The organism is Flavisolibacter ginsengisoli DSM 18119 (assembly GCF_900129295.1).
GTDB classification, from domain to species: Bacteria; Bacteroidota; Bacteroidia; order Chitinophagales; family Chitinophagaceae; genus Flavisolibacter; species Flavisolibacter ginsengisoli.
The window spans coordinates 122,958-142,733 of sequence record NZ_FQUU01000006.1; the positions used below are offsets into that span (position 1 = coordinate 122,958).

Consider the following 19,776-nt stretch of genomic DNA (forward strand, 5'->3'; position numbering starts at 1 on the left):
CCTTTTCCTTAAGAATACTCTATTAGAAAGTTACTTAATATTGAGGGTAATCCGCCTGTCTGACTTCTAAAACAGTTACCCCAAAACTTATTTATACAACTTACTTAAGACTATTATTTAAAACAAAGTAGTCTTTTGAGGTTGATCGGGTGATATAGCAGGGCGATTTGAAGTTTCCCACTCCATCATGATATTTTTATTAAAGTCAACCAGTTTAGCTCCAACTGCCTTCCATCCCATGACATCCACCATTTTGGCTATTTTAAATTTTGCTTTACGAACCTGTGCACCTTTTCCTGTTTGAACAATTAAAACTGGTTCTTCTTCAGTAGATACTGCCTCTAGCAAATTCCCTTTTCCTTCTTTTATAAAAAGGAACTTGCTTCTCAAGGTTGTTGTTTCTATCCTGAATCTTTTTACATTGTATTGAACCTTATCATTATCAAGGTAAACAGCTGTAATTATCCTTTCGGGGTCAAACTTTTCTACAAGCATCACTTCCTCTGGATTAAAACGCTGTGTTAATTCCTGGTCAGTAATTTCATATGTACCATCGCTGTACAGAACAAGCACCCTGTCTTCTGCATCAAAGTCTCCCAGTTCTAATCCTTTACCTTCATGATTTAAACGGCCGAATTTATCGTCAAACCACAATTTGATACTTCCCAGTGTTGCTACTCCTGCTTCTTTGAATTTCACAGCACGCACAGGATATTTAGTAACCTGGTTTCCCATACTCCCCCTGCTCTTTATCTCAAGCTCTTCAAAATAGAATTCAAATTCTTTATTCCTTGCAGTGCAATTAGGACTAAGAATTACTCTAACAACTTCAGCTTCACCATTAGGGTTAACAGTCAGGTAGTGCACTTTACTTTTATCATGACCTTTGGTAAGGTCGTATTCCTTATCCCTGGTAATACCTGTAACATTGAATCTTTTCGCATATGAAATTCCGGAACCCCCATCTGTATACAGCATGTTGTAGGTGGTTCTTTCATCTCCTTTGCGAAAAACAGCGGCATATAATATATCCTTACCAATAAATACTTTATCCTGCACCTTCACCACTTTCATAATACCCCTTTTGGTAAAGGCTATGATATCATCCAGGTCAGAACATTCTACCAGGAATTCATCCTTTTTAAGTGAGGTACCTATAAATCCTTCCTCCCGGTTTAAGTAAAGCCTTGTATTGGCAATAGCTACGTGTTTGGCTTCAATAACTTCAAAGATCTTTATCTCGGTCTTCCTTTCCTTTCCTTTACCGTATTTCTTCAATAAGCCTTCAAAATAAGTGATAGCATAGTCATTTAAGTATTCAAGGTCATGCTTCACTTGCTTTATCTGTGCTTCCAGGTCCTTGATCTGCGCATTCAACTCCTCTATATCTAATTTATAAATGCGGCGTACAGGCTTTTCGGTAAGTTTTAAAATATCCTCCCGCGTAACAGGCCTTCTTAATTGCTTTGTAAACGGACCAAATGCCTTATCAATGGATTGTATTACTTTTTCCCAGGTCTCATGTTTTTTCTCCAGCTCTTTGTAGATCTTTTCTTCAAAGAATATTTTTTCCAATGAGGTATAGTGCCATTTATCCTGCAGTTCACCAAGCCTGATCTCAAGCTCTTTTTGCAAAAGCTCCTTTGTATTTTCCGCAGATATCTTTAATAATTCATTGACAGAAACAAAATGTGGCTTTTGATCTATAATGACACAGGTATTGGGCGAAATAGAAACCTCGCAATCAGTGAATTTATATAAGGCATCAATAGTAATATCCGGGGATATCCCTGGTGCAAGGTCCACCTGGATCTCAACTTCTGCTGCAGTATTATCTGTTACTTTTTTGATCTTGATCTTTCCATTATCATTTGCCTTCACTATGCTGTCCATAAGGCTTGAAGTGGTCACTCCGTATGGCACGCTCTTGATCAATAAAGTCTTTTTATCCAATTCCTCAATATGAGCCCGCACTTTTACCTTGCCCCCTCTCATACCCTGGTTATAGTCACTTACATCTGCCATGGCACCAGTAAGGAAGTCTGGGTATAGGTCAAATTTTCTGCCCTTTAAATATTTAATAGCGGCTTCACAGATCTCGCAGAAATTATGTGGTAATACCTTGGTGGCCAAACCCACAGCTATGCCTTCCGCCCCGTGTGCCAGCAATAAAGGAAATTTAACTGGTAGCGTTATTGGTTCATTTTTACGACCATCATAGCTCAATTGCCAGTTGGTTGTTTTTGGATTAAAGACCACCTCAAGCGCAAACTTGCTCAGGCGCCCTTCAATATACCTCGATGCTGCTGCATCATCACCTGTGCGTATATCTCCCCAATTCCCCTGGGTATCAATCAACAGGTCCTTCTGGCCCATATTTACCAAGGCATCTCCAATTGATGCATCTCCATGCGGATGGTATTGCATGGTTTGCCCTATAACATTAGCCACCTTATTAAAACGGCCGTCATCCATTTCCTTCATTGCATGTAATATCCGTCGTTGTACAGGTTTTAGCCCATCTTCAACAGCAGGTACAGCCCTTTCCAGGATCACGTAGGAAGCATAATCAAGAAACCATGTTTTATACTGACCATTGATACCATGGTCATTTTGAAGATGTTCGTAGTTTTTGTTTTTCGTAGTACTCATTGCATTTTATTTTCTTTCCACGGTACCCTATACCAGGAAAATCAGGATAGGTTGTTATTTGGTTTCCAGGCTTACTTCTTCTACTGTATTATTTTTCAGACGCACCTCAAAATCTTTCCAGCCTTTATTAGTGTCGCCATGAATCTCCATTTTATCTTCTTCAGCCATTTTTTTCATACGCCATAAAAGAAATACATCCCCGGTCTTAATTTTCATTTTACCAAGAATTCCACTCATGGCTTTGTTGCCTTTCTGCCATTCATTTGTTAACCCTTTCAGTATCTCAGCATCATAAAAATCTTCTTTCTTTCCAGCTATCTTTTTGCCTCCCTCCAGCATACGTACCATATCATTTTCAGAACAAAGCTTTTTCCATTCATCCGGATCCACTTCAAATTCACTGGGCGTAACTTTCCTGTTGAGTTTTTTAGCTTTCAGAAACTCTTTCGGTTGTATCTCATGCAATGAAGTAGGATAGAAAATATTTCCCTTTTCATTTATAAAAGGAAGATTATTTAAGTAAAGGATCACTACCCTTCCCTGGAAGGACTGGAGTTGAGATATCAGCCAATAATAACCACATACATCATGCTGGTTTTGGCCCATCCAGATCCACACTTCCTCTTTCACATTCTCCTCCAGTTCCCTTTTGAGGTTGTGTACAGCAAGGCGGTCATCTACCATTTCTGTTAACTGTTCTGTATTGTACGGCGAAAGTTCAAGCAACCCTTTCCACCAATCTCTCCGCTGCTGGTAACCCTCAGCTTCATATATATCAGCAATAGGTCCTACAGCATAATCATCCCGTATGATCTCAACTCTTCCTGATAAACTTTCATCAAGTTCTATTGCCTTTTTTAATACTTCTATATCCTGTTGTTGAAAAACAATATGTATCATTCGCTTTGGTTATTTTAATAGGAAGCTGGCCTTAAATACATCAGGCAACTGCTTCTTCAACAGTATCTAACTCTACCTTAAGATTATTTATAATGAATTCCTGTCTTTCCTGGGTGTTTTTCCCCATATAATATTCCAGTAGTTGTTGAATATGGTCTCCGTGTTCTAAAATCACTGGTTGCAATCTCATTTCTTCCCCTATAAAACGACCAAATTCATCCGGAGATATCTCTCCCAATCCTTTAAAACGTGTGATCTCCGGTTTAGACCCTAACTTCCTCACAGCGGCCTGTTTTTCCTGTTCAGAATAGCAATAGATTGTTTCCTGTTTATTCCTTACCCTGAATAATGGAGTTTCCAGTATATAAACATGGTTGTTCTTAACAAGATCCGGGAAAAATTGCAGGAAGAATGTCATGATCAGCAAACGGATATGCATGCCATCCACATCAGCATCAGTGGCTATTACTATCCTGTTGAATCGCAAACCTTCCAGCCCTTCCTCTATATTAAGGGCATGCTGTAAAAGGTTCAATTCTTCATTTTCATACACAACCTTTTTGCTCATGCCAAAACAATTCAATGGCTTTCCACGCAAACTAAAAACAGCCTGGGTTTCCACCTTCCTTGCTTTGGTGATTGATCCACTGGCAGAATCACCCTCCGTTATAAATATGGTAGTCTCTTTCTGGGTGGCAAAAAACTCCTGCTTGTTTTTGGCTGGCGGTTCTTCATTCAGATGAACCCGGCAATCCCGCAATTTCTTATTATGCAGGTTAGCTTTTTTAGCTCTTTCATTAGCCAGCTTTTTAATGCCTGCAAGGTCTTTTCGCTCCCTTTCACTTTGCTCTATTCGTTTTTTTAATGCATCGGCAACCGTTGGGTTTTTATGTAAGTAATTATCAAGTTGCTTAGATAAAAAATCAAGAATAAACTGCCGCATACTTGGCCCCCCATCCTCCACATTCAGGGAGCCTAATTTGGTCTTGGTCTGGGATTCAAATACTGGCTCGACTACTCTTACGGAAATAGCCGCTACAATACTTTGACGTATATCAGAGGCATCGTAATCCTTCTTAAAGAAATCACGGATCACTTTTATATAAGCTTCCCTGAATGCCTGTTGGTGTGTTCCTCCTTGCGTGGTATGTTGTCCATTGACGAAACTGTAGTAGTCTTCTCCATAATCATTATTATGAGTAATGGCAACCTCGATATCATCACCTTTGAGATGAATGATGGGATAACGCAATTCATCAGCATTTGTATTGCGTTCCAGCAGGTCTAGTAACCCATTTTTACTGATATAGGATTTACCATTGAAAACAATACGCATCCCTGCATTCAAAAAGCAGTAATTCCAGATCTGCTTTTCCAGGTATTCAGAAATAAAATGATAATTCTTAAATATCGTCTCGTCAGGAATAAATGTTACCAGGGTTCCATTTTCACCATCGCTTTTGGTTTCCTTGCTTTCTTTTACCAGCACCCCCCTTTCAAACTCGGCCTCCTTTACCTTACCATCTCTGAAAGATGCCACCTTAAAATAGCTGCTCAAAGCATTTACAGCCTTGGTACCCACTCCATTTAAACCAACACTTTTCTGGAATACCTTGCTATCATACTTTGCACCGGTATTGATCTTGCTTACCACATCAACCACCTTCCCTAAAGGAATTCCTCTGCCATAATCCCGGATAGTTACAGAAATATCTTTAATAGATACCTCGATAGACCGACCATAACCCATCGTATATTCATCAATGCAGTTATCAATTACTTCTTTTACTAAAACATAAATTCCATCATCCGGGCTGGAGCCATCTCCTAACTTTCCAATATACATACCCGGTCTAAGCCTAATATGCTCCTTCCAGTCGAGACTTTTGATACTATCCTCTGTATATTCAAAGAGATTTTTTTTAGTTTCTGCCATAGGATTATTTCAAGAGTAATTTGAGTAAAAATAAATGGATTGAGCTTACCAGAGTTATTTAGCTACCTGATAGTATGTTTTGACTTGAAGGTCCTGAATATCATAGCAGCTCTTTAGCCTGGTTTTTACCTTTTTACGGGCCAAATATTTATATAAATATCTTTTAATCTACCAGCTCAACAGTGGGCAAATATAACAAAAAAACCTGCTCATTTTACTAAATTGTTTAGTTTTTTAAAAATATTTTTGGGTAAATTTTTTTATACATCTAGCTGATATTCAATGCTTTAAAAACTTAAGTATTTTTTGCAGACTTTCTGGTATTTATGGATTGAAAACCCCTAATTTTGATCTTATACAAGGCATGTTTAAATGTCTTAAAGACCAAAGCTGCTTCACTACCCATAAATTCTACTTACAACCTTATTAGCTTACTAACCCATAGTAAGAGTTAATAAACCACCCAAAAACGGAGGAATGAATATGTATTCGTATGGATTGCTGGAACCCGGATGTTATTATCTTGTACAGGAACAAGTTGATTCGCCAATTGAATTGATAAAAGTGACAATGGAGAGTGACCACTGTATGTATGTATTTAAATACAGGGATGAACTGAAAACAGAATGGAAAAAAAAGAATGACAAGCTTTTCGATATATTGGAATGTTTGAATGATGCCATGGTCGAGGCATGGGAGAAGCATTATAATAATAATGAAGAAACATACTATGAAGAAGATGATGATTAACATCGTCATCTTCTTTCTGGTATATTATATATAATTGGCAGGTTTCTATTTAATATGAATGGTTTATCTTAAAGCCCAAACCATTCATATGCACTCCATAACTAACAGGCGACTGTTTATAATAGCGATATCGCTTATAACTGTCATTACCACAAAGGCTCAAAAAGACCTGCCAGGGGATTATTTATCAAAAGAATTCCACAGATCCCGTAGAGAAGCGGCTCGTAAACTCATGCCCGATAACTCGGTGATGTTTGTCTTTGCTGCCCCTACCCGAACCTTTTCCAATGATATTAACTACTTCTACCACCAGAATCCTGATCTCTTTTATTTTACAGGTTATAAAGAACCAAACTCGGTATTACTGATCTTTAAGGAGGACCAGCCAGCATTGGATGGATCGCAATTCAATGAATTGTTTTTCATTCAAAAAAGAAATGCCCTGGCAGAACAATGGACAGGCCGCAGACTAGGCGTGGAAGGTGTTAAAGAAAAACTTGGTTTTACACATGTTTATAATAACGATGCATTCAAGGAATTTCCATTAGACCTGTCAAAGTTTAAAACTGTCATATTCGGAAGCCTGCCCGAAGGCCTGACTGATGAAACCAATGAGAAAGCAGATTTATATGACCTGGTTGCCCAGTTCAGGCAAAAAATACAATTGCCAGACAATTATTCAAACTCGCTTTATAAAGACCTGGGAATTTTCTACGGGAGAGCATCTATGCCCAATATGGACAGGACCATCAATGCCTTTAAAACAAAAATGGCTTCAACCCCTGTATACAAGGATAATGAGCTGGTAAATGCGATAGTAAATATCAAAGATGAAAAAGACCTTGACAGGGTGAAACAACAGATAGCTGATGCCAGGAACAATACTTTTTTATTTGACCAGATCACAGGTGCCTTAAGGGAGATCAAAACTCCTGAGGAGTTATCCCTTATCAGGAAAGCAGTTGAGATTTCATGCCTTGGGCAAAATGAGGTAATGAAGACAGTTCGCCCGGATATGTCTGAATTAGAGATCCAGGGTCTTCATGAATATATACACAAAAGATATGGCGCTGAAGAAGTTGGGTATGGTTCTATCATAGGCGCTGGTGAAAATGGATGCATCCTGCATTATATGGAAAACACCAAAACGCGCGTAGGTAACGATCTTTTGTTGATGGATGTAGGCGCAGAATATCATGGTTATTCTGCAGACGTTACAAGAACAGTTCCAGTAGACGGTAAGTTCTCGCCGGAAGAAAAAGCTATTTATACCCTTGTCTATGATGCCCAGGAAGCTGCATTCAAATTATTGAAAGATGGTGCTAAATGGGCAGATGCTTCCGTGGCTGCAAAAGATGTCATAGCCAATGGCCTAGTAAAATTGGGGATAATTAAAAATAAAGAAGAAGTATCCAAATACTATCCGCATGGTCTCTCTCACCATATCGGGCTTGATGTACATGATAAAGGAATATCTCAAACCCTGAAGAAAGGAATGGTTATAACCATAGAGCCAGGCATATATATTCCCTCCGATAGTCCTTGCGATAAAAAATGGTGGGGTATCAGTGTACGGATTGAAGATGACGCGTTGATCAAGGAAAACGGATATGAATTATTATCCTCTTTTGCACCCCGTTCTATTGAAGGAATAGAAAAAATGATTGCCGAAAACAGTGTTTTAGATAATTACAAAACACCCGCATTAAAGAGTGCTGCGAAAAAATCATTTTGAAGTCTTTGCAATTTGAACTTTTCTCAATTCTAAAAGATTCAGTGCATTAGGCTCAAACCCTGAAACATTTGTTTGCACCAGGTGAACTACCTTGTCATACCATAAGGGAACCACTGGTGCATCTTCCATCATTACCTGGTCAGCCTGTTGATATAACCGGTAACGTATAGAGTCATTTGTTTCCCTGATTGCTTTTTCAAACAAAACATCAAATTCCTTGTTTGAATATCTTGTATAATTGGGGGGAGCCGGGTTTTTCGAATAAAATACTGACAGGTAATTTTCAGCATCCGGGTAATCTGCTATCCAGCTTCCACGAAAGAATAATGTTCTTGAGTTGGACGTGAGCTCCAGTAGCAAGGATTTCTGCACTACATCCACCTGCACCTTCAACCCTATCTCTTCCATCTGCCTGGCAATATAACTACCAATATCAGCATAAATGGGAATGGTCTGTAACTTAATAACCGTTTGCTCTCCTCGTTTGATACCCGCTTCATCCAAAAGCTTCCTGGCTAATACCGGGTTATAATGATAGCCCTTTACTTTTGTTGAATCAAACGATGGCAAACCCACAGGGACAAATCCGGCTGTCGCAGGCGTTCCTAATGAATTCCTTAAATAAAGCACCATCTTTTCCCTGTCAATACTGTAGTTCATAGCCTGTCTCACCTTTTTCAATTTCAACGGAGAGTTCTTCAATAAAGGGTTTGACTCGTCTACCAGTATTCCGAAATATTCAATATTTAAATATGGATGTGTTTGCAGGGCTATCTTACCCCGCCAGTCTTTTCTTAGTGTGCCCGTTTTGGTTAATACTTCGTCTTTAAAAGATGCATCTATATCATTGATGAAGTCAAGTTTCTTCTGCCTGAAAAGGAGAAATTCAGTGGCTCTTGAATCAAAAAAGCTAACCTTGATGCCATTTAGATAAGGAAGTCGCTTCCCCGAAGCATCTGTTTCAAAATAATGAGGGTTTTTTCTTAACACCAGGGCCTGCCCTTCTTCCCAGGCCACGAATTGAAAAGGGCCGGTTCCAACAGCATGTCTTCTGAAATCAGTACCATACTTTAAAACAGCCTCCTTCGCCACAATGGAACAGTATTGCATGGAAAGAATCCCCAGTATAGGATTATAGGGACGAATAAGCTTAACCTGGAATGTAGTATCATTAACAGCTTTAAACCCATCTGAGCTATCCACCTTGTCATTGAATATCCAGGACCCTGGGCTGGCCAGGGTCTTATCTACTATTCTTTTCAGGCTGTATTCCACATCCCCGGCAGTGAACCTTCTTCCTTTTCCACCTGTAAAACATGGATCGTCATGGAAATAAACATCATTTCGTAAGTAAAAAGTATAAATCGTTTTGTCCTCCGAAATGGTCCATCTTGTTGCCAGGGAAGGAACAATATTCAAATTATTATCTACTTCCACTATAGTATTGTACAATTGGTGCACAGGCCACATAATGGATTGGTTCTTTGCAAAAGCGGGGTCTATAGAAGCAATACCTGTGCTTTCATTGTAATGAAAGATGCCTGTATCTTTTTGCTCACTGTTATAGCAGCCACTAACTGCTAAAACGGTAATGAATAGTAAATATTTACACCAACTGACCATGTAGTAATCAAAAGGGTTCTAAATTAGACAAGTATTTGTTGAAATAACAAACCTCTATAATGAAAAAACAATACCTGTCCCTTTTAGCTTTTTTACTTGTCTGTACACCTACCCTATTTAGCCAGCCACTAAACAAAAAAGAAATTTTCACCCACCAGGATACATTAAGAGGTTCTGTCGGTCCACAAAGATCATGGTGGGATGTACTGCATTATGATATTTCGGTAACACCTGACTATAATTCAAAAACCATAAAAGGAAAAACCACTATTACCTATAAAATCACTGAGGATAAACACAATGATTACCTGCAGGTAGACCTTCAAAAGCCCCTTGTTATTGATACCATTTTTTACAATAATAAATTATACATCAACTATCCTCCCAAACCTTATTATAATGAGGGCAATGTCTGGCATATACCATTGCCCCGCGCAGCAAAAGGCAGCGTTCAATCTATAACCATAGCCTATCATGGACAACCCAGGGAAGCCATAAAACCACCATGGGATGGTGGATGGATCTGGAAGAAAGATAAAGCTGGTAACCCCTGGATAAGTGTTGCCTGCCAGGGATTAGGTGCTTCTGTATGGTACCCTTGTAAGGACTACCAGGGAGATGAGCCTGATAATGGAGCTACCCTAACCATAAATATTGCCGATACCCTGGTAGCTGTTGGCAACGGGCGATTGAAAAATAAAACAGTATCGGAAAAAACAGCTTCCTACACTTGGGAAGTAACGGCGCCTATCAATAATTACAATATCATTCCCTATATAGGAAAATATGTGAACTGGACGGACACCTTTCATGGAGAGAAAGGAATACTGGATCTTGGTTATTGGGTATTGCAGGAAGACCTTGATAAAGCCAAAAAACAGTTTGAACAGGTAAAGCCCATGATCAGAGCATTTGAATACTGGTTTGGCCCCTATCCTTTTTATGAGGATGGATATAAATTGGTGCAGGCCCCACACCTGGGTATGGAACACCAGAGTGCTGTAGCTTATGGCAATGGATTTCAAAATGGTTACCTGGGCAGGGATTTGTCAGGAACCGGCTGGGGACTTAAATGGGATTTCATTATAGTTCATGAAAGCGGTCACGAATGGTTTGCCAATAATATCACTACAAAAGATATAGCTGATATGTGGGTGCATGAAGGTTTTACAAATTATTCAGAGGTGCTGTTTATTGAATATTATTATGGCAAGCAGGCTGCAGACGAATATCTACAGGGAATAAGAAATACCATTTCTAATGATGTACCGGTTATAGGTACTTATGGCGTCAATAAGGAAGGCAGTGGGGATATGTATGCCAAAGGGGCCAATTTGATTCATACCATTCGTCAGGTCATCAACAATGACTCTATTTTCCGGTCCATATTGAGGGGATTGAACAAAGATTTTTATCACCAGACGGTAACTTCTAAACAGGTGGAAAATTATATTTCCCAAAAGAGTGGCAAGGATCTGTCAAAAATATATGACCAATACCTGCGCACCACAATGATCCCTGTGCTGGAATTAAAATTATCTGGATCATTACTCAAATTCAAATGGACCAACTGCATAAAAGGCTTTAATATGCCAGTTAAACTGACTAATGGCCAGTGGATTCATCCAACAATGCTTGAACAAAAAATTAAGCTTGTTGGAAAAGACGTGAATTCCATTACTGCAGATAGCAACTTTTATATCAGGGTTCAGAAGAATTAATATTCAATACCCTTGTTTGACTGTCTTTACTTTTTCCTTTTTTGAAAATGTAGACAGGGTGAAACTGCCTATGTTGAACTTTACAATTGCAGGTAATCAAATGCGGCAATTATACTTTGCCGGACGGAAATTTATAAGCCAGGAAGTCATAATTGTATGAACAATTCAATTAAATAAGTGGCAAACCGGGAAATGACCTCCCATTTATTTGTCATCATTACAGGTACACAAAGCCTATGTAACGCCTCTTTAAAGAGCCGTTACATAGCCGTTACATAGGCGGCACATAGGCGTTACATAGGCGTTACATAAATAGCTAAGATTTTAAGCTGATCAGTTATTCGACTTCATTTTATACTGGCATTACTTTATCAAAAATAATAATGCATTGATCTATCAATTTTAGGTTTATGACAACCAAAGCAAGAAAGGATTAATAATCAAATACAAATCAACCTTCTGAATTATTTTTACCCTATGAGCGTGATTCGAAGGCAGGCCATTATTTCTTCCTTACTCATCTATGTAGGTTTTGCCTTTGGTGCTTTAAATACCTATCTTTTTACCCGCCAGGGCATTTTTACGCCTGAACAATATGGATTAACAAGAGCTTTTATTGTTATAGGGCAGTTCTTTTATGGTTTTGCCGGATTTGGCTTTGCCTCAGTTATCTATAAGTTCTATCCTTATTATAAGGACAACCTCCCTTCCGAGAAAAACGACCTGCTCAGTGTTGCTTTAATTATTGCCTTCATTGGATTTGCACTGACCACCGGGGGTGGAATAATGTTTCAATCCGTTGTGGTTCAAAAGTTTATTGCAAAATCCCCACTGGTAGTAAAATATTATTATTGGGTTTTCCCTTTTACCTTTTTCCTTCTTTTCTTTTCAGTTCTGGAGGCCTATGCATGGGCCATTGGGAAAACCATCATTCCCAATTTTTTGCGGGAAGCTGGTTTTAGGGTATTTACCACCTTCCTTATTATTGTATTCATCTTTACGGGCAAAAATTTTGACCTTTTTATCAGGCTATTTTGCCTACTCTATGCTATAAGCTTCTTTGTTTTATTGATATACCTCATCAGGCTGCACGAATTCAGGTTTATTTTCGAGATAAGCAGAGTCACTAAGAAATTCAAAAAGAAGATCCTTATTTTGATGGCCTACACCTATAGTGGTAATCTCATTAATATTACCGCCCAAAGTGTTGACTTTCTTGCCATTGCATCTTTCAGGGGATTGAATTTCGGGGCTGTTTTTGACTTTAGTTCTTACCTGGCTAATGTAATCCAGGTTCCACAGCGCAGCCTTGTATCCATTTCGATTCCAGTATTGTCACGGGCCTGGAAGGATAAGAACTTTGCCACCATTGACAGGGTATACAAACGATCCAGTTTAAACCTGTTGATGATCTCAACTTTTTTATTTGCATTGATATGGCTTAATTATGAATATGCCGTCGCCTCACTTCACCTTGATCCGATTTATGAACAAGGAAGATGGGTGGTCTTTTTCCTTGCCATGAAAAATATTGTGGATATGGGCACTGGTGTTAATGGACAAATAATCGGGACCTCAACTTACTGGAGGTTTGACTTTTTCAGCGGAGTCATACTATTGGTTTTGGCTGTTCCCTTAAACATCATACTGGTGAAGAAATTTGGAATTATTGGCTCAGCCTGGTCTAACCTTGGATCCTATATTATTTATAATACCATCAGGATCATCTTTTTAAAGAGGAAATTTAACTTACAGCCATTTACAAGGCAAACAGGTTATGTATTATTGCATAGTATTGCTTGCTTCCTGGTTACCTATTTCCTGTTTAAAAACTTTGAAGGATGGACAGGCATTTTTATCAGGAGCCTGTTTTTCGTTGCACTTTATTCTTCAACTGCCATTTACCTGCAGCTTTCGCCCGACCTTGATCCTGTGGTACAAACAATAAAGAAAAGATTAAAGCCTGGAAATTAGCACAGAAGATTCCTGGCTATCCTGCACCCTGCCAACACCAATAAACCTTTTTACCCAGTATTCATCAAAAATGTCACTGATAGTAACGCCGGAGGAGGATGCGTGTACAAACTTGTTATTTTGAAGATACATGCCAACATGAGACACACCGCCAGTGGTGTTGAAAAAGATAAGATCACCTTCTTTAAGGTCTGTGCGGGAAATTCGTTGAGACATATTGTATTGCTCCCTTGCAGTGCGCGGAAGCGAAATGCCATAAATACCCGTAAATAAAACTTGCATAAAGGCAGAGCAATCTATACCTGATTTGGAAGTGCCTCCTAATCTGTACCTGGTGCCCATCCATTCATCTATAAGGCTGACAAGGTTAATATTTTTCACCATTTCCACTTCGGTATCCAGTATGAGGGCGTACTTGAATTGTAATTTCTGAGCAGCTTCGATATCAGGCTTTGAAGAAGGTTCTACCACCTTTTTCGAATTCAAAACTGTTTCGCTCTTTTTTGATGTAAAAACTGTAGAAGGGTCACTATTAGAAGTATTGATGGGAGCCACTTCAACAGATATATCATCAAGAAACTTTACATCTCCTTTAGAACTATTTAAACTAACTTGTTTTGCTTGTGCTGAGACAGGTTGGTAAATCCCTATAAAGAAGAGGATGGTGACTGTGGAGAGGATGGCTTTAATCATTTGGCTTTTAATTAGGTGGATGGTGGATACAAACGAAAATATAGATTTTTTCCCACAGATTGTGGATTACTATCAACGATTTGTTAAAGGAATTATTGCCAACTTCGTTGTTTCTTGCAGAATATTTGTCCCTGGATCATTTACTATGGTTCATTTCAAGAGGATTACAGATTATGAAATTTTCACATTTACACGTACATACTCAATACTCGCTTCTGGATGGTGCTGCCTCTATTTCCGGTCTTTATAAGAAGGCAATTGATGATGGCATGCCCGCCTTAGCCATATCTGATCATGGAAACATGTTCGGTGTCTTTGAATTTGTTTCCCAGGCTTATAAAAACCTCGATGAGAATGGCAAACCAAAGGTGAAGCCTATTGTAGGATGCGAATTCTATGTGGCTGTAGACAGGCATAGAAAAACTTTTACAAAAGACGAGAAGGACAAACGCTTTCACCAGATACTTCTAGCCAAAAATGAAACAGGCTACAAAAACCTGGTAAAACTGACCTCTCTTGGATACATGGAAGGTCTTTACAGCAAATATCCAAGGGTTGATAAAGAACTGATCGTAAAATATAAAGAGGGACTTATTGCTACAACCTGCTGCCTGGGTGCGATGGTGCCGCAGGCTATTATGAGAGGCTCGGAAGCTGAGGCCGAAAAAGAATTCAAATGGTGGCTGGACCTTTTTGGAGAGGATTACTATGTGGAGTTTCAGCGTCATGGGATGGCTGAGCAAGACAAGGTAAATGAGGTCCTGATTAAATTTGCCCGTAAATACGGGGTTAAGATCATAGCTTCAAATGACTCCCACTACGTAGACCAATCAGATTATAATGCCCATGACATTCTTCTTTGTATCAACACAGGTGAAAAACAGGCTACAGAAAAACTGGGAGATTTCTCCGATGATGATGTAAATGCCAAAGGACGAAGGTTTGCCTTTCCTAACGACCAGTTCTATTTTAAGAAATCCGATGAAATGATCAAGACCTTCAGGGACCTTCCCGAGGCCATTGATAATACAGGCGAGATAGTAGACAAGGTGGAATTATTAAACCTGAAGAGAGATATTTTACTCCCTGCCTTTCCTTTACCTAAAGAATTCCAGATTCATGACGATTCCAACCTGAACCAATGGGAGTTTTTAAAACACCTTACCTATGAAGGAGCGAAGCAACGCTATTCAGAGATAACTGAAGATATCAGGGAGCGACTTGATTTTGAATTGTTTACCATCCGCACCATGGGGTTTGCGGGATATTTTCTTATTGTAAGTGATTTTATCAAGGCGGGCCGTGACCTGGGAGTATTTGTGGGACCCGGACGTGGATCAGCTGCGGGAAGCGCTGTAGCGTATTGTATCGGCATTACTAATATAGACCCCATCAAGTATAACCTGCTTTTTGAAAGGTTCCTGAACCCGGACAGGAAGTCAATGCCCGATATTGATACGGATTTTGACGATGAAGGACGCCAGAAAGTGATTGATTATGTTGTTCAAAAATATGGCAAAAACCAGGTAGCCCAGATCGTTACCTATGGTACCATGGCAGCCAAATCAAGCATAAAAGATGTAGCCAGGGTAATGGACCTGCCATTGGCAGAATCCAATGGCCTTGCCAAACTGGTGCCGGACAAACCAGGTACTAAACTATACAGGGTTTTACATGCCCCGCTTACTGCCAAGGACGGTGATAAGCCACTGGATGATGAATACAGCAGTGAGGATATTGAAAATGCAAAACGGTTAAGAGAAATATACAATAGTAAATCGCTGCAAAGTGAAGTACTGCATGAGGCAGAACGACTGGAGGGATCGGTAAGAAACACAGGTATTCATGCCGCAGGAATTATTATTGCGCCAAAGGATCTCACAGACCTGATCCCCGTATTTACCTCCAAAGAAACTGACCTTTGTATTACACAGATAGAAGGAAGTATCATTGAAGACTCCGGGGTTATTAAAATGGACTTCCTCGGGTTAAAAACGCTTTCTATTATTCGTGATGCCCTGATCATGATTAAGGAAAAGCACGGAGTGGATATTGAAATAGATGAGATACCGCTTGATGACAAGCAAACCTACGAACTATACCAGTGCGGGGATACCATTGCCACCTTCCAGTTTGAAAGTCCGGGTATGCAGAAATACCTGAAAGAACTGAAGCCCGACCAATTTGCAGATCTCATTGCGATGAACGCATTGTACCGTCCCGGACCAATGGCTTATATACCGCAATATGTTGACCGCAAACACGGACGTGAAGAAGTGCAATATGATCTGCCGGAAATGGAAGAATTTCTGAAAGAAACATATGGTATTACTGTATACCAGGAACAGGTGATGCTGCTTGCGCAAAAACTGGCTAACTTTTCAAAAGGTGATGCAGACGTTTTGCGGAAGGCCATGGGTAAAAAGGACAGGAAGACCCTGGACAAGATGAAGAGCAAGTTCGTGGAAGGGGCTACGGCACTTGGCCACAAAAAAGAATCGCTTGATAAAATCTGGACCGATTGGGAAGCCTTTGCTCAATATGCATTTAATAAATCGCATTCAACTTGCTACGCTTTTGTAGCTTACCAGACAGCGTATTTAAAGGCCCACTACCCTGCCGAATACATGTCGGCCGTATTGAACCATGCCAACGCTATTGAAAAGCTTACCTTCTTTATGGAAGAATGTAAGCGTATGGGCATAAAAGTACTGGGACCCGATATCAATGAATCTCAAAAAGGTTTTGCCGTAAATGACGCAGGTGAAATTCGTTTTGGCCTGGGAGGATTGAAAGGAGTAGGTGAAAACGCTATTGAAAACATTATACTGGAGCGTAAAAAAGACGGCCCATTCAAAGACCCGTTTGATTTTATCAAAAGGATCAATCAAAGGGCTGTAAACAAAAGAACACTGGAAAGCCTGATCTATGCCGGAGCATTTGATACCTTTCCCCAATTGCACAGGGCTCAATATTTCTGTGTACCGGAGGGCGAATCACAGACAGGTCTTGAGAAGATCACAAAATTCGGAAGTATTGTGCAGGCCCAATCCGTAAATACCTCTAATACTCTTTTCGGTGATCTGCCCGCAGTTTTAGATATAAAAACCCCCACTATACCAAATTGCCCGCAATGGTCATTAACAGAGCAATTAGATAAGGAGAAGGAAGTCACGGGTATTTACCTGAGTGGGCATCCATTAGATCATTACAAGTTTGAGATTCAACATTATGGGATTACCAATGTTGAAGATTTTAATGAAATAAAGGATTCTCAATTGCTGGCCAGTTCTGGCAAGACTTACAAATTGTTATGCCTGGTTTCTGCGGCCAATCACAGGATTTCAAGGCAGGGAAATAAATTCGGTTCTTTTGTGTTGGAAGATTATTCCGGCAAAACTGAGATCGTATTATTTGGAGATGATTATGTACGCTATAATGCTTACCTGCAGAATGGCCAGGCTGTAATGTTAGTAGGCTCATTTAAGCAAAGATTCAATAAAGCTGAGTATGAGTTTAAGGTAAGCAGCATTGCTCTTGCAGAAAATGTTAAGCGACAGTTAACAAAGCAAGTGCAATTGGAAATTGATGTCAGGAATGTGGAAAAGGATATGATTGACTTCCTGGAAGAAAATATAAAGAAATACCCGGGGAAATCATCCCTGAGACTGATCTTGTCTGAACCCAAAACTGCTATGAAAGCTAACCTTGTAACATTAGATAGTGGCCTGGAAATGAATACAGATCTGATAGATTTCCTTCAAAACAAGCCTGAAATAGAAGTCCAGGTTACAGCCTTGTAAGGAAGTCAATCAAAGCAATTTTTAGAAGTTTTAAACCGGAGAACAAGATTTGTATTAAATTGATAAGGCTGCCAAAAATGAAACATTAACTGACAACTGTTCCTTTGAACAGGTGTTGGAGTTAAATTTGCAGATTCATTTAAAAGTTTGACTATTTTAAAATAAGAAATATGGCAAAAGCATTCACAGATTCTAATTTTCAAAATGAAGTACTTAGCTCTGAAAAATTAACCGTTGTTGACTTTTGGGCTGAATGGTGTGGTCCTTGTCGCGCTATCGGGCCAGTTATCGACGAGCTATCTAAAGAATACGATGGTAAGGTCAATGTTGGCAAGGTGAACGTTGATGAGAATCCACAGGTAAGTATGAATTATGGAATTACTTCAATTCCCGCTATTCTTTTCATAAAAAATGGACAGGTTGTTGACAAGCTGGTAGGCGCTCAACCCAAAGGAAATTTTGTAAAAAAGATAGAAGCTCATCTAAGCTAAACATTAATGATACTTGTAATAAAAAAACCCTGGAAATGCTTCCAGGGTTTTTTTATTTATTAAAATAATTTAATGTGGGGTCATCTCAAGGGTTTCTGCTTCACTGATCTCTCTTTTGCTGGCTACATGTTTATGTTTGAATAAGAACAGGAACAGCACGGCCACCACTAATGCATATAGGGCGAAAGTGATCCAGATGCCATGCCAGTCCTTGCTGTTATCTGCATTGGTGAAATAATGCTGTATTACCATTCCACTAATGAGACTTCCCAGAATGGCACCTACTCCATTGGTCATCATCATAAATAATCCTTGTGCGCTGGCGCGGATGGCAGGACTTGTTTCAGTTTCAACAAATAGTGATCCCGAAATGTTAAAAAAGTCGAAGGCCATGCCGTAAACAATACAGGAAAGTATGATCATCCACAATCCATTTCCTGGATCGCCGTATGCAAACAGACCAAAACGCAGCACCCATGCAACCATGCTTATTAGCATGACCTGCTTTATACCAAAGCGGCGAAGAAAAAATGGTATGGCGAGGATAAAAAGAGTTTCTGATATCTGTGATATTGACATAATGATAGCCGGATACCTTACAGCCATTGTTCCCTTGTAATCCGGGTTATTGGCAAAATCGTGCAGGAAAGTATCGCCATAAGCATTGGTCAATTGCAATGCTGCACCCAATAGCATGGCAAATACAAAGAACATTGCCATCTTGTAATTCTTAAATAAAGCAAACGTGCTAAACCCAAGAGCCGCTTGTGTGCCTTCGCCCAGTTTTAATGTTTTTATTTGGGGTGGTGAAGGTGGCAATGTAAAGGAATATACACCTAATAATATGGAAGCCAATGAAGCCACATAAAACTGCTTAGGCGAGGTTTCAAAATGAAGCAAGCTAACAACCCATAGGGCAACGATAAATCCAATGGTTCCCCATACACGTATCGGGGGAAAATCCTTCACTACATTATTGCCGCTTTTCTTCAGTGCAGCATAGGCAACCGCATTTGACAAAGCAATAGTGGGCATGTAAAAACACATATTCAGCAATAGAACCCAAAAGAACCAGGTGGGAGTAGTAACTAACGGGAGGCAAAACAACACAATACCGCCACAAATATGGAAAATGCCATATAATTTTTCGGCGTTAATATATTTATCGGCAAGGTAACCAGCAATGGAAGGCATGAAAAGAGAAGCTATTCCCATTGTAGAGAATATATACCCAAATTTATCAGGAGCCCATTGCTTGTATTGAAACCAAAAAGCTCCAATAGTGATCAACCAGGAACCCCAAACGAAAAACTGCAAAAAATTCATTACAGTAAGACGAAGCTTAATATTCATGTTGCAATTGCTGTTTTGATTTAAAAAATGAAAGATAGCTTTTTTACTAAAAGCAAAAAATAAAGCTAGTTGTCTTACATGTATAATAAGAAACTTCAGGATGTAAAAAATGACGGTCATTTGATAGACGCCCAGCCAGTTTCTT

Annotated in this window: 12 protein-coding genes; 6 read left to right on the top strand and 6 right to left on the bottom strand. The window is 39.4% G+C overall.

What is annotated here, in order from left to right; genetic code table 11:
• Positions 1-117: 117 nt before the first annotated feature.
• The 3 genes from BUA53_RS09000 to BUA53_RS09010 are packed head-to-tail and all read right to left on the bottom strand — an operon-like array spanning position 118 to position 5,488.
• Positions 118-2,652 (bottom strand): DNA gyrase/topoisomerase IV subunit A, encoded by a 2,535-nt coding sequence (locus tag BUA53_RS09000; protein WP_072835040.1) that lies wholly within the window; start codon positions 2,650-2,652, stop codon positions 118-120.
• A gap of 54 nt (positions 2,653-2,706) precedes the next feature.
• On the bottom strand, positions 2,707-3,552 hold the full coding sequence (locus BUA53_RS09005) for a DUF1835 domain-containing protein (RefSeq protein ID WP_072835041.1): 846 nt from the start codon (positions 3,550-3,552) through the stop codon (positions 2,707-2,709).
• Positions 3,553-3,592: 40 nt separating this feature from the next.
• Entirely contained in the window at positions 3,593-5,488 is a 1,896-nt protein-coding gene (locus BUA53_RS09010; protein WP_072835042.1) for a DNA topoisomerase IV subunit B, read from the bottom strand.
• A 477-nt stretch (positions 5,489-5,965) separates the two neighbouring features.
• Between BUA53_RS09010 and BUA53_RS09015 the strand changes: the two genes are divergently transcribed.
• Both BUA53_RS09015 and BUA53_RS09020 read left to right on the top strand, forming a co-directional pair.
• A complete protein-coding gene (locus BUA53_RS09015; RefSeq protein WP_072835043.1) occupies positions 5,966-6,238 on the top strand; it encodes a hypothetical protein in 273 nt (90 codons plus the stop codon).
• An 88-nt stretch (positions 6,239-6,326) separates the two neighbouring features.
• On the top strand, positions 6,327-7,973 hold the full coding sequence (locus tag BUA53_RS09020; RefSeq protein ID WP_072835044.1) for an aminopeptidase P family protein: 1,647 nt from the start codon (positions 6,327-6,329) through the stop codon (positions 7,971-7,973).
• Here BUA53_RS09020 and BUA53_RS09025 read toward each other — a convergent pair.
• A complete protein-coding gene (locus tag BUA53_RS09025; RefSeq protein WP_072835045.1) occupies positions 7,965-9,596 on the bottom strand; it encodes an ABC transporter substrate-binding protein in 1,632 nt (543 codons plus the stop codon). The two genes, BUA53_RS09020 and BUA53_RS09025, sit on opposite strands and share 9 nt — an antisense overlap.
• Before the next feature lie 59 nt (positions 9,597-9,655).
• Here BUA53_RS09025 and BUA53_RS09030 point away from each other — a divergent pair, with 59 nt between their 5' ends.
• Positions 9,656-11,317 (top strand): M1 family metallopeptidase, encoded by a 1,662-nt coding sequence (locus tag BUA53_RS09030; protein ID WP_072835046.1) that lies wholly within the window; start codon positions 9,656-9,658, stop codon positions 11,315-11,317.
• A 477-nt stretch (positions 11,318-11,794) separates the two neighbouring features.
• Positions 11,795-13,291, top strand: a complete 1,497-nt coding sequence (locus BUA53_RS09035) for a polysaccharide biosynthesis C-terminal domain-containing protein (RefSeq protein WP_072835047.1) — start codon at positions 11,795-11,797, stop codon at positions 13,289-13,291.
• Here BUA53_RS09035 and BUA53_RS20935 read toward each other — a convergent pair.
• Positions 13,274-13,984, bottom strand: coding sequence for a C40 family peptidase (locus BUA53_RS20935; protein WP_084079945.1), 711 nt, complete (start codon positions 13,982-13,984; stop codon positions 13,274-13,276). The two genes, BUA53_RS09035 and BUA53_RS20935, sit on opposite strands and share 18 nt — an antisense overlap.
• A 173-nt stretch (positions 13,985-14,157) precedes the next feature.
• On the opposite strand from BUA53_RS20935, the gene dnaE reads away from it, so the two are divergent.
• On the top strand, positions 14,158-17,787 hold the full coding sequence (dnaE, locus tag BUA53_RS09045; protein WP_072835119.1) for a DNA polymerase III subunit alpha: 3,630 nt from the start codon (positions 14,158-14,160) through the stop codon (positions 17,785-17,787).
• Between the two features lie 170 nt (positions 17,788-17,957).
• Positions 17,958-18,278 carry a thioredoxin gene (gene trxA / locus BUA53_RS09050; RefSeq protein ID WP_072835048.1) on the top strand — a complete coding sequence of 107 codons (321 nt, stop codon included), beginning with the start codon at positions 17,958-17,960 and terminating at the stop codon, positions 18,276-18,278.
• 69 nt (positions 18,279-18,347) lie between these two features.
• Here trxA and BUA53_RS09055 read toward each other — a convergent pair whose 3' ends face one another.
• Positions 18,348-19,631, bottom strand: coding sequence for a nucleoside permease (locus BUA53_RS09055; protein WP_072835120.1), 1,284 nt, complete (start codon positions 19,629-19,631; stop codon positions 18,348-18,350).
• Positions 19,632-19,776 lie beyond the last annotated feature (145 nt).

Excerpts from the sequence above, each read along its gene's own strand:
- BUA53_RS09000 (WP_072835040.1), bottom strand. The coding sequence starts at position 2,652 with ATGAGTACTACGAAAAACAAAAACTACGAACATCTTCAAAATGACCAT.
- BUA53_RS09005 (WP_072835041.1), bottom strand. The coding sequence starts at position 3,552 with ATGATACATATTGTTTTTCAACAACAGGATATAGAAGTATTAAAAAAG.
- BUA53_RS09010 (WP_072835042.1), bottom strand. The coding sequence starts at position 5,488 with ATGGCAGAAACTAAAAAAAATCTCTTTGAATATACAGAGGATAGTATC.
- BUA53_RS09015 (WP_072835043.1), top strand. The coding sequence starts at position 5,966 with ATGAATATGTATTCGTATGGATTGCTGGAACCCGGATGTTATTATCTT.
- BUA53_RS09020 (WP_072835044.1), top strand. The coding sequence starts at position 6,327 with ATGCACTCCATAACTAACAGGCGACTGTTTATAATAGCGATATCGCTT.
- BUA53_RS09025 (WP_072835045.1), bottom strand. The coding sequence starts at position 9,596 with ATGGTCAGTTGGTGTAAATATTTACTATTCATTACCGTTTTAGCAGTT.
- BUA53_RS09030 (WP_072835046.1), top strand. The coding sequence starts at position 9,656 with ATGAAAAAACAATACCTGTCCCTTTTAGCTTTTTTACTTGTCTGTACA.
- BUA53_RS09035 (WP_072835047.1), top strand. The coding sequence starts at position 11,795 with ATGAGCGTGATTCGAAGGCAGGCCATTATTTCTTCCTTACTCATCTAT.
- BUA53_RS20935 (WP_084079945.1), bottom strand. The coding sequence starts at position 13,984 with ATGATTAAAGCCATCCTCTCCACAGTCACCATCCTCTTCTTTATAGGG.
- dnaE (WP_072835119.1), top strand. The coding sequence starts at position 14,158 with ATGAAATTTTCACATTTACACGTACATACTCAATACTCGCTTCTGGAT.
- trxA (WP_072835048.1), top strand. The coding sequence starts at position 17,958 with ATGGCAAAAGCATTCACAGATTCTAATTTTCAAAATGAAGTACTTAGC.
- BUA53_RS09055 (WP_072835120.1), bottom strand. The coding sequence starts at position 19,631 with ATGAATATTAAGCTTCGTCTTACTGTAATGAATTTTTTGCAGTTTTTC.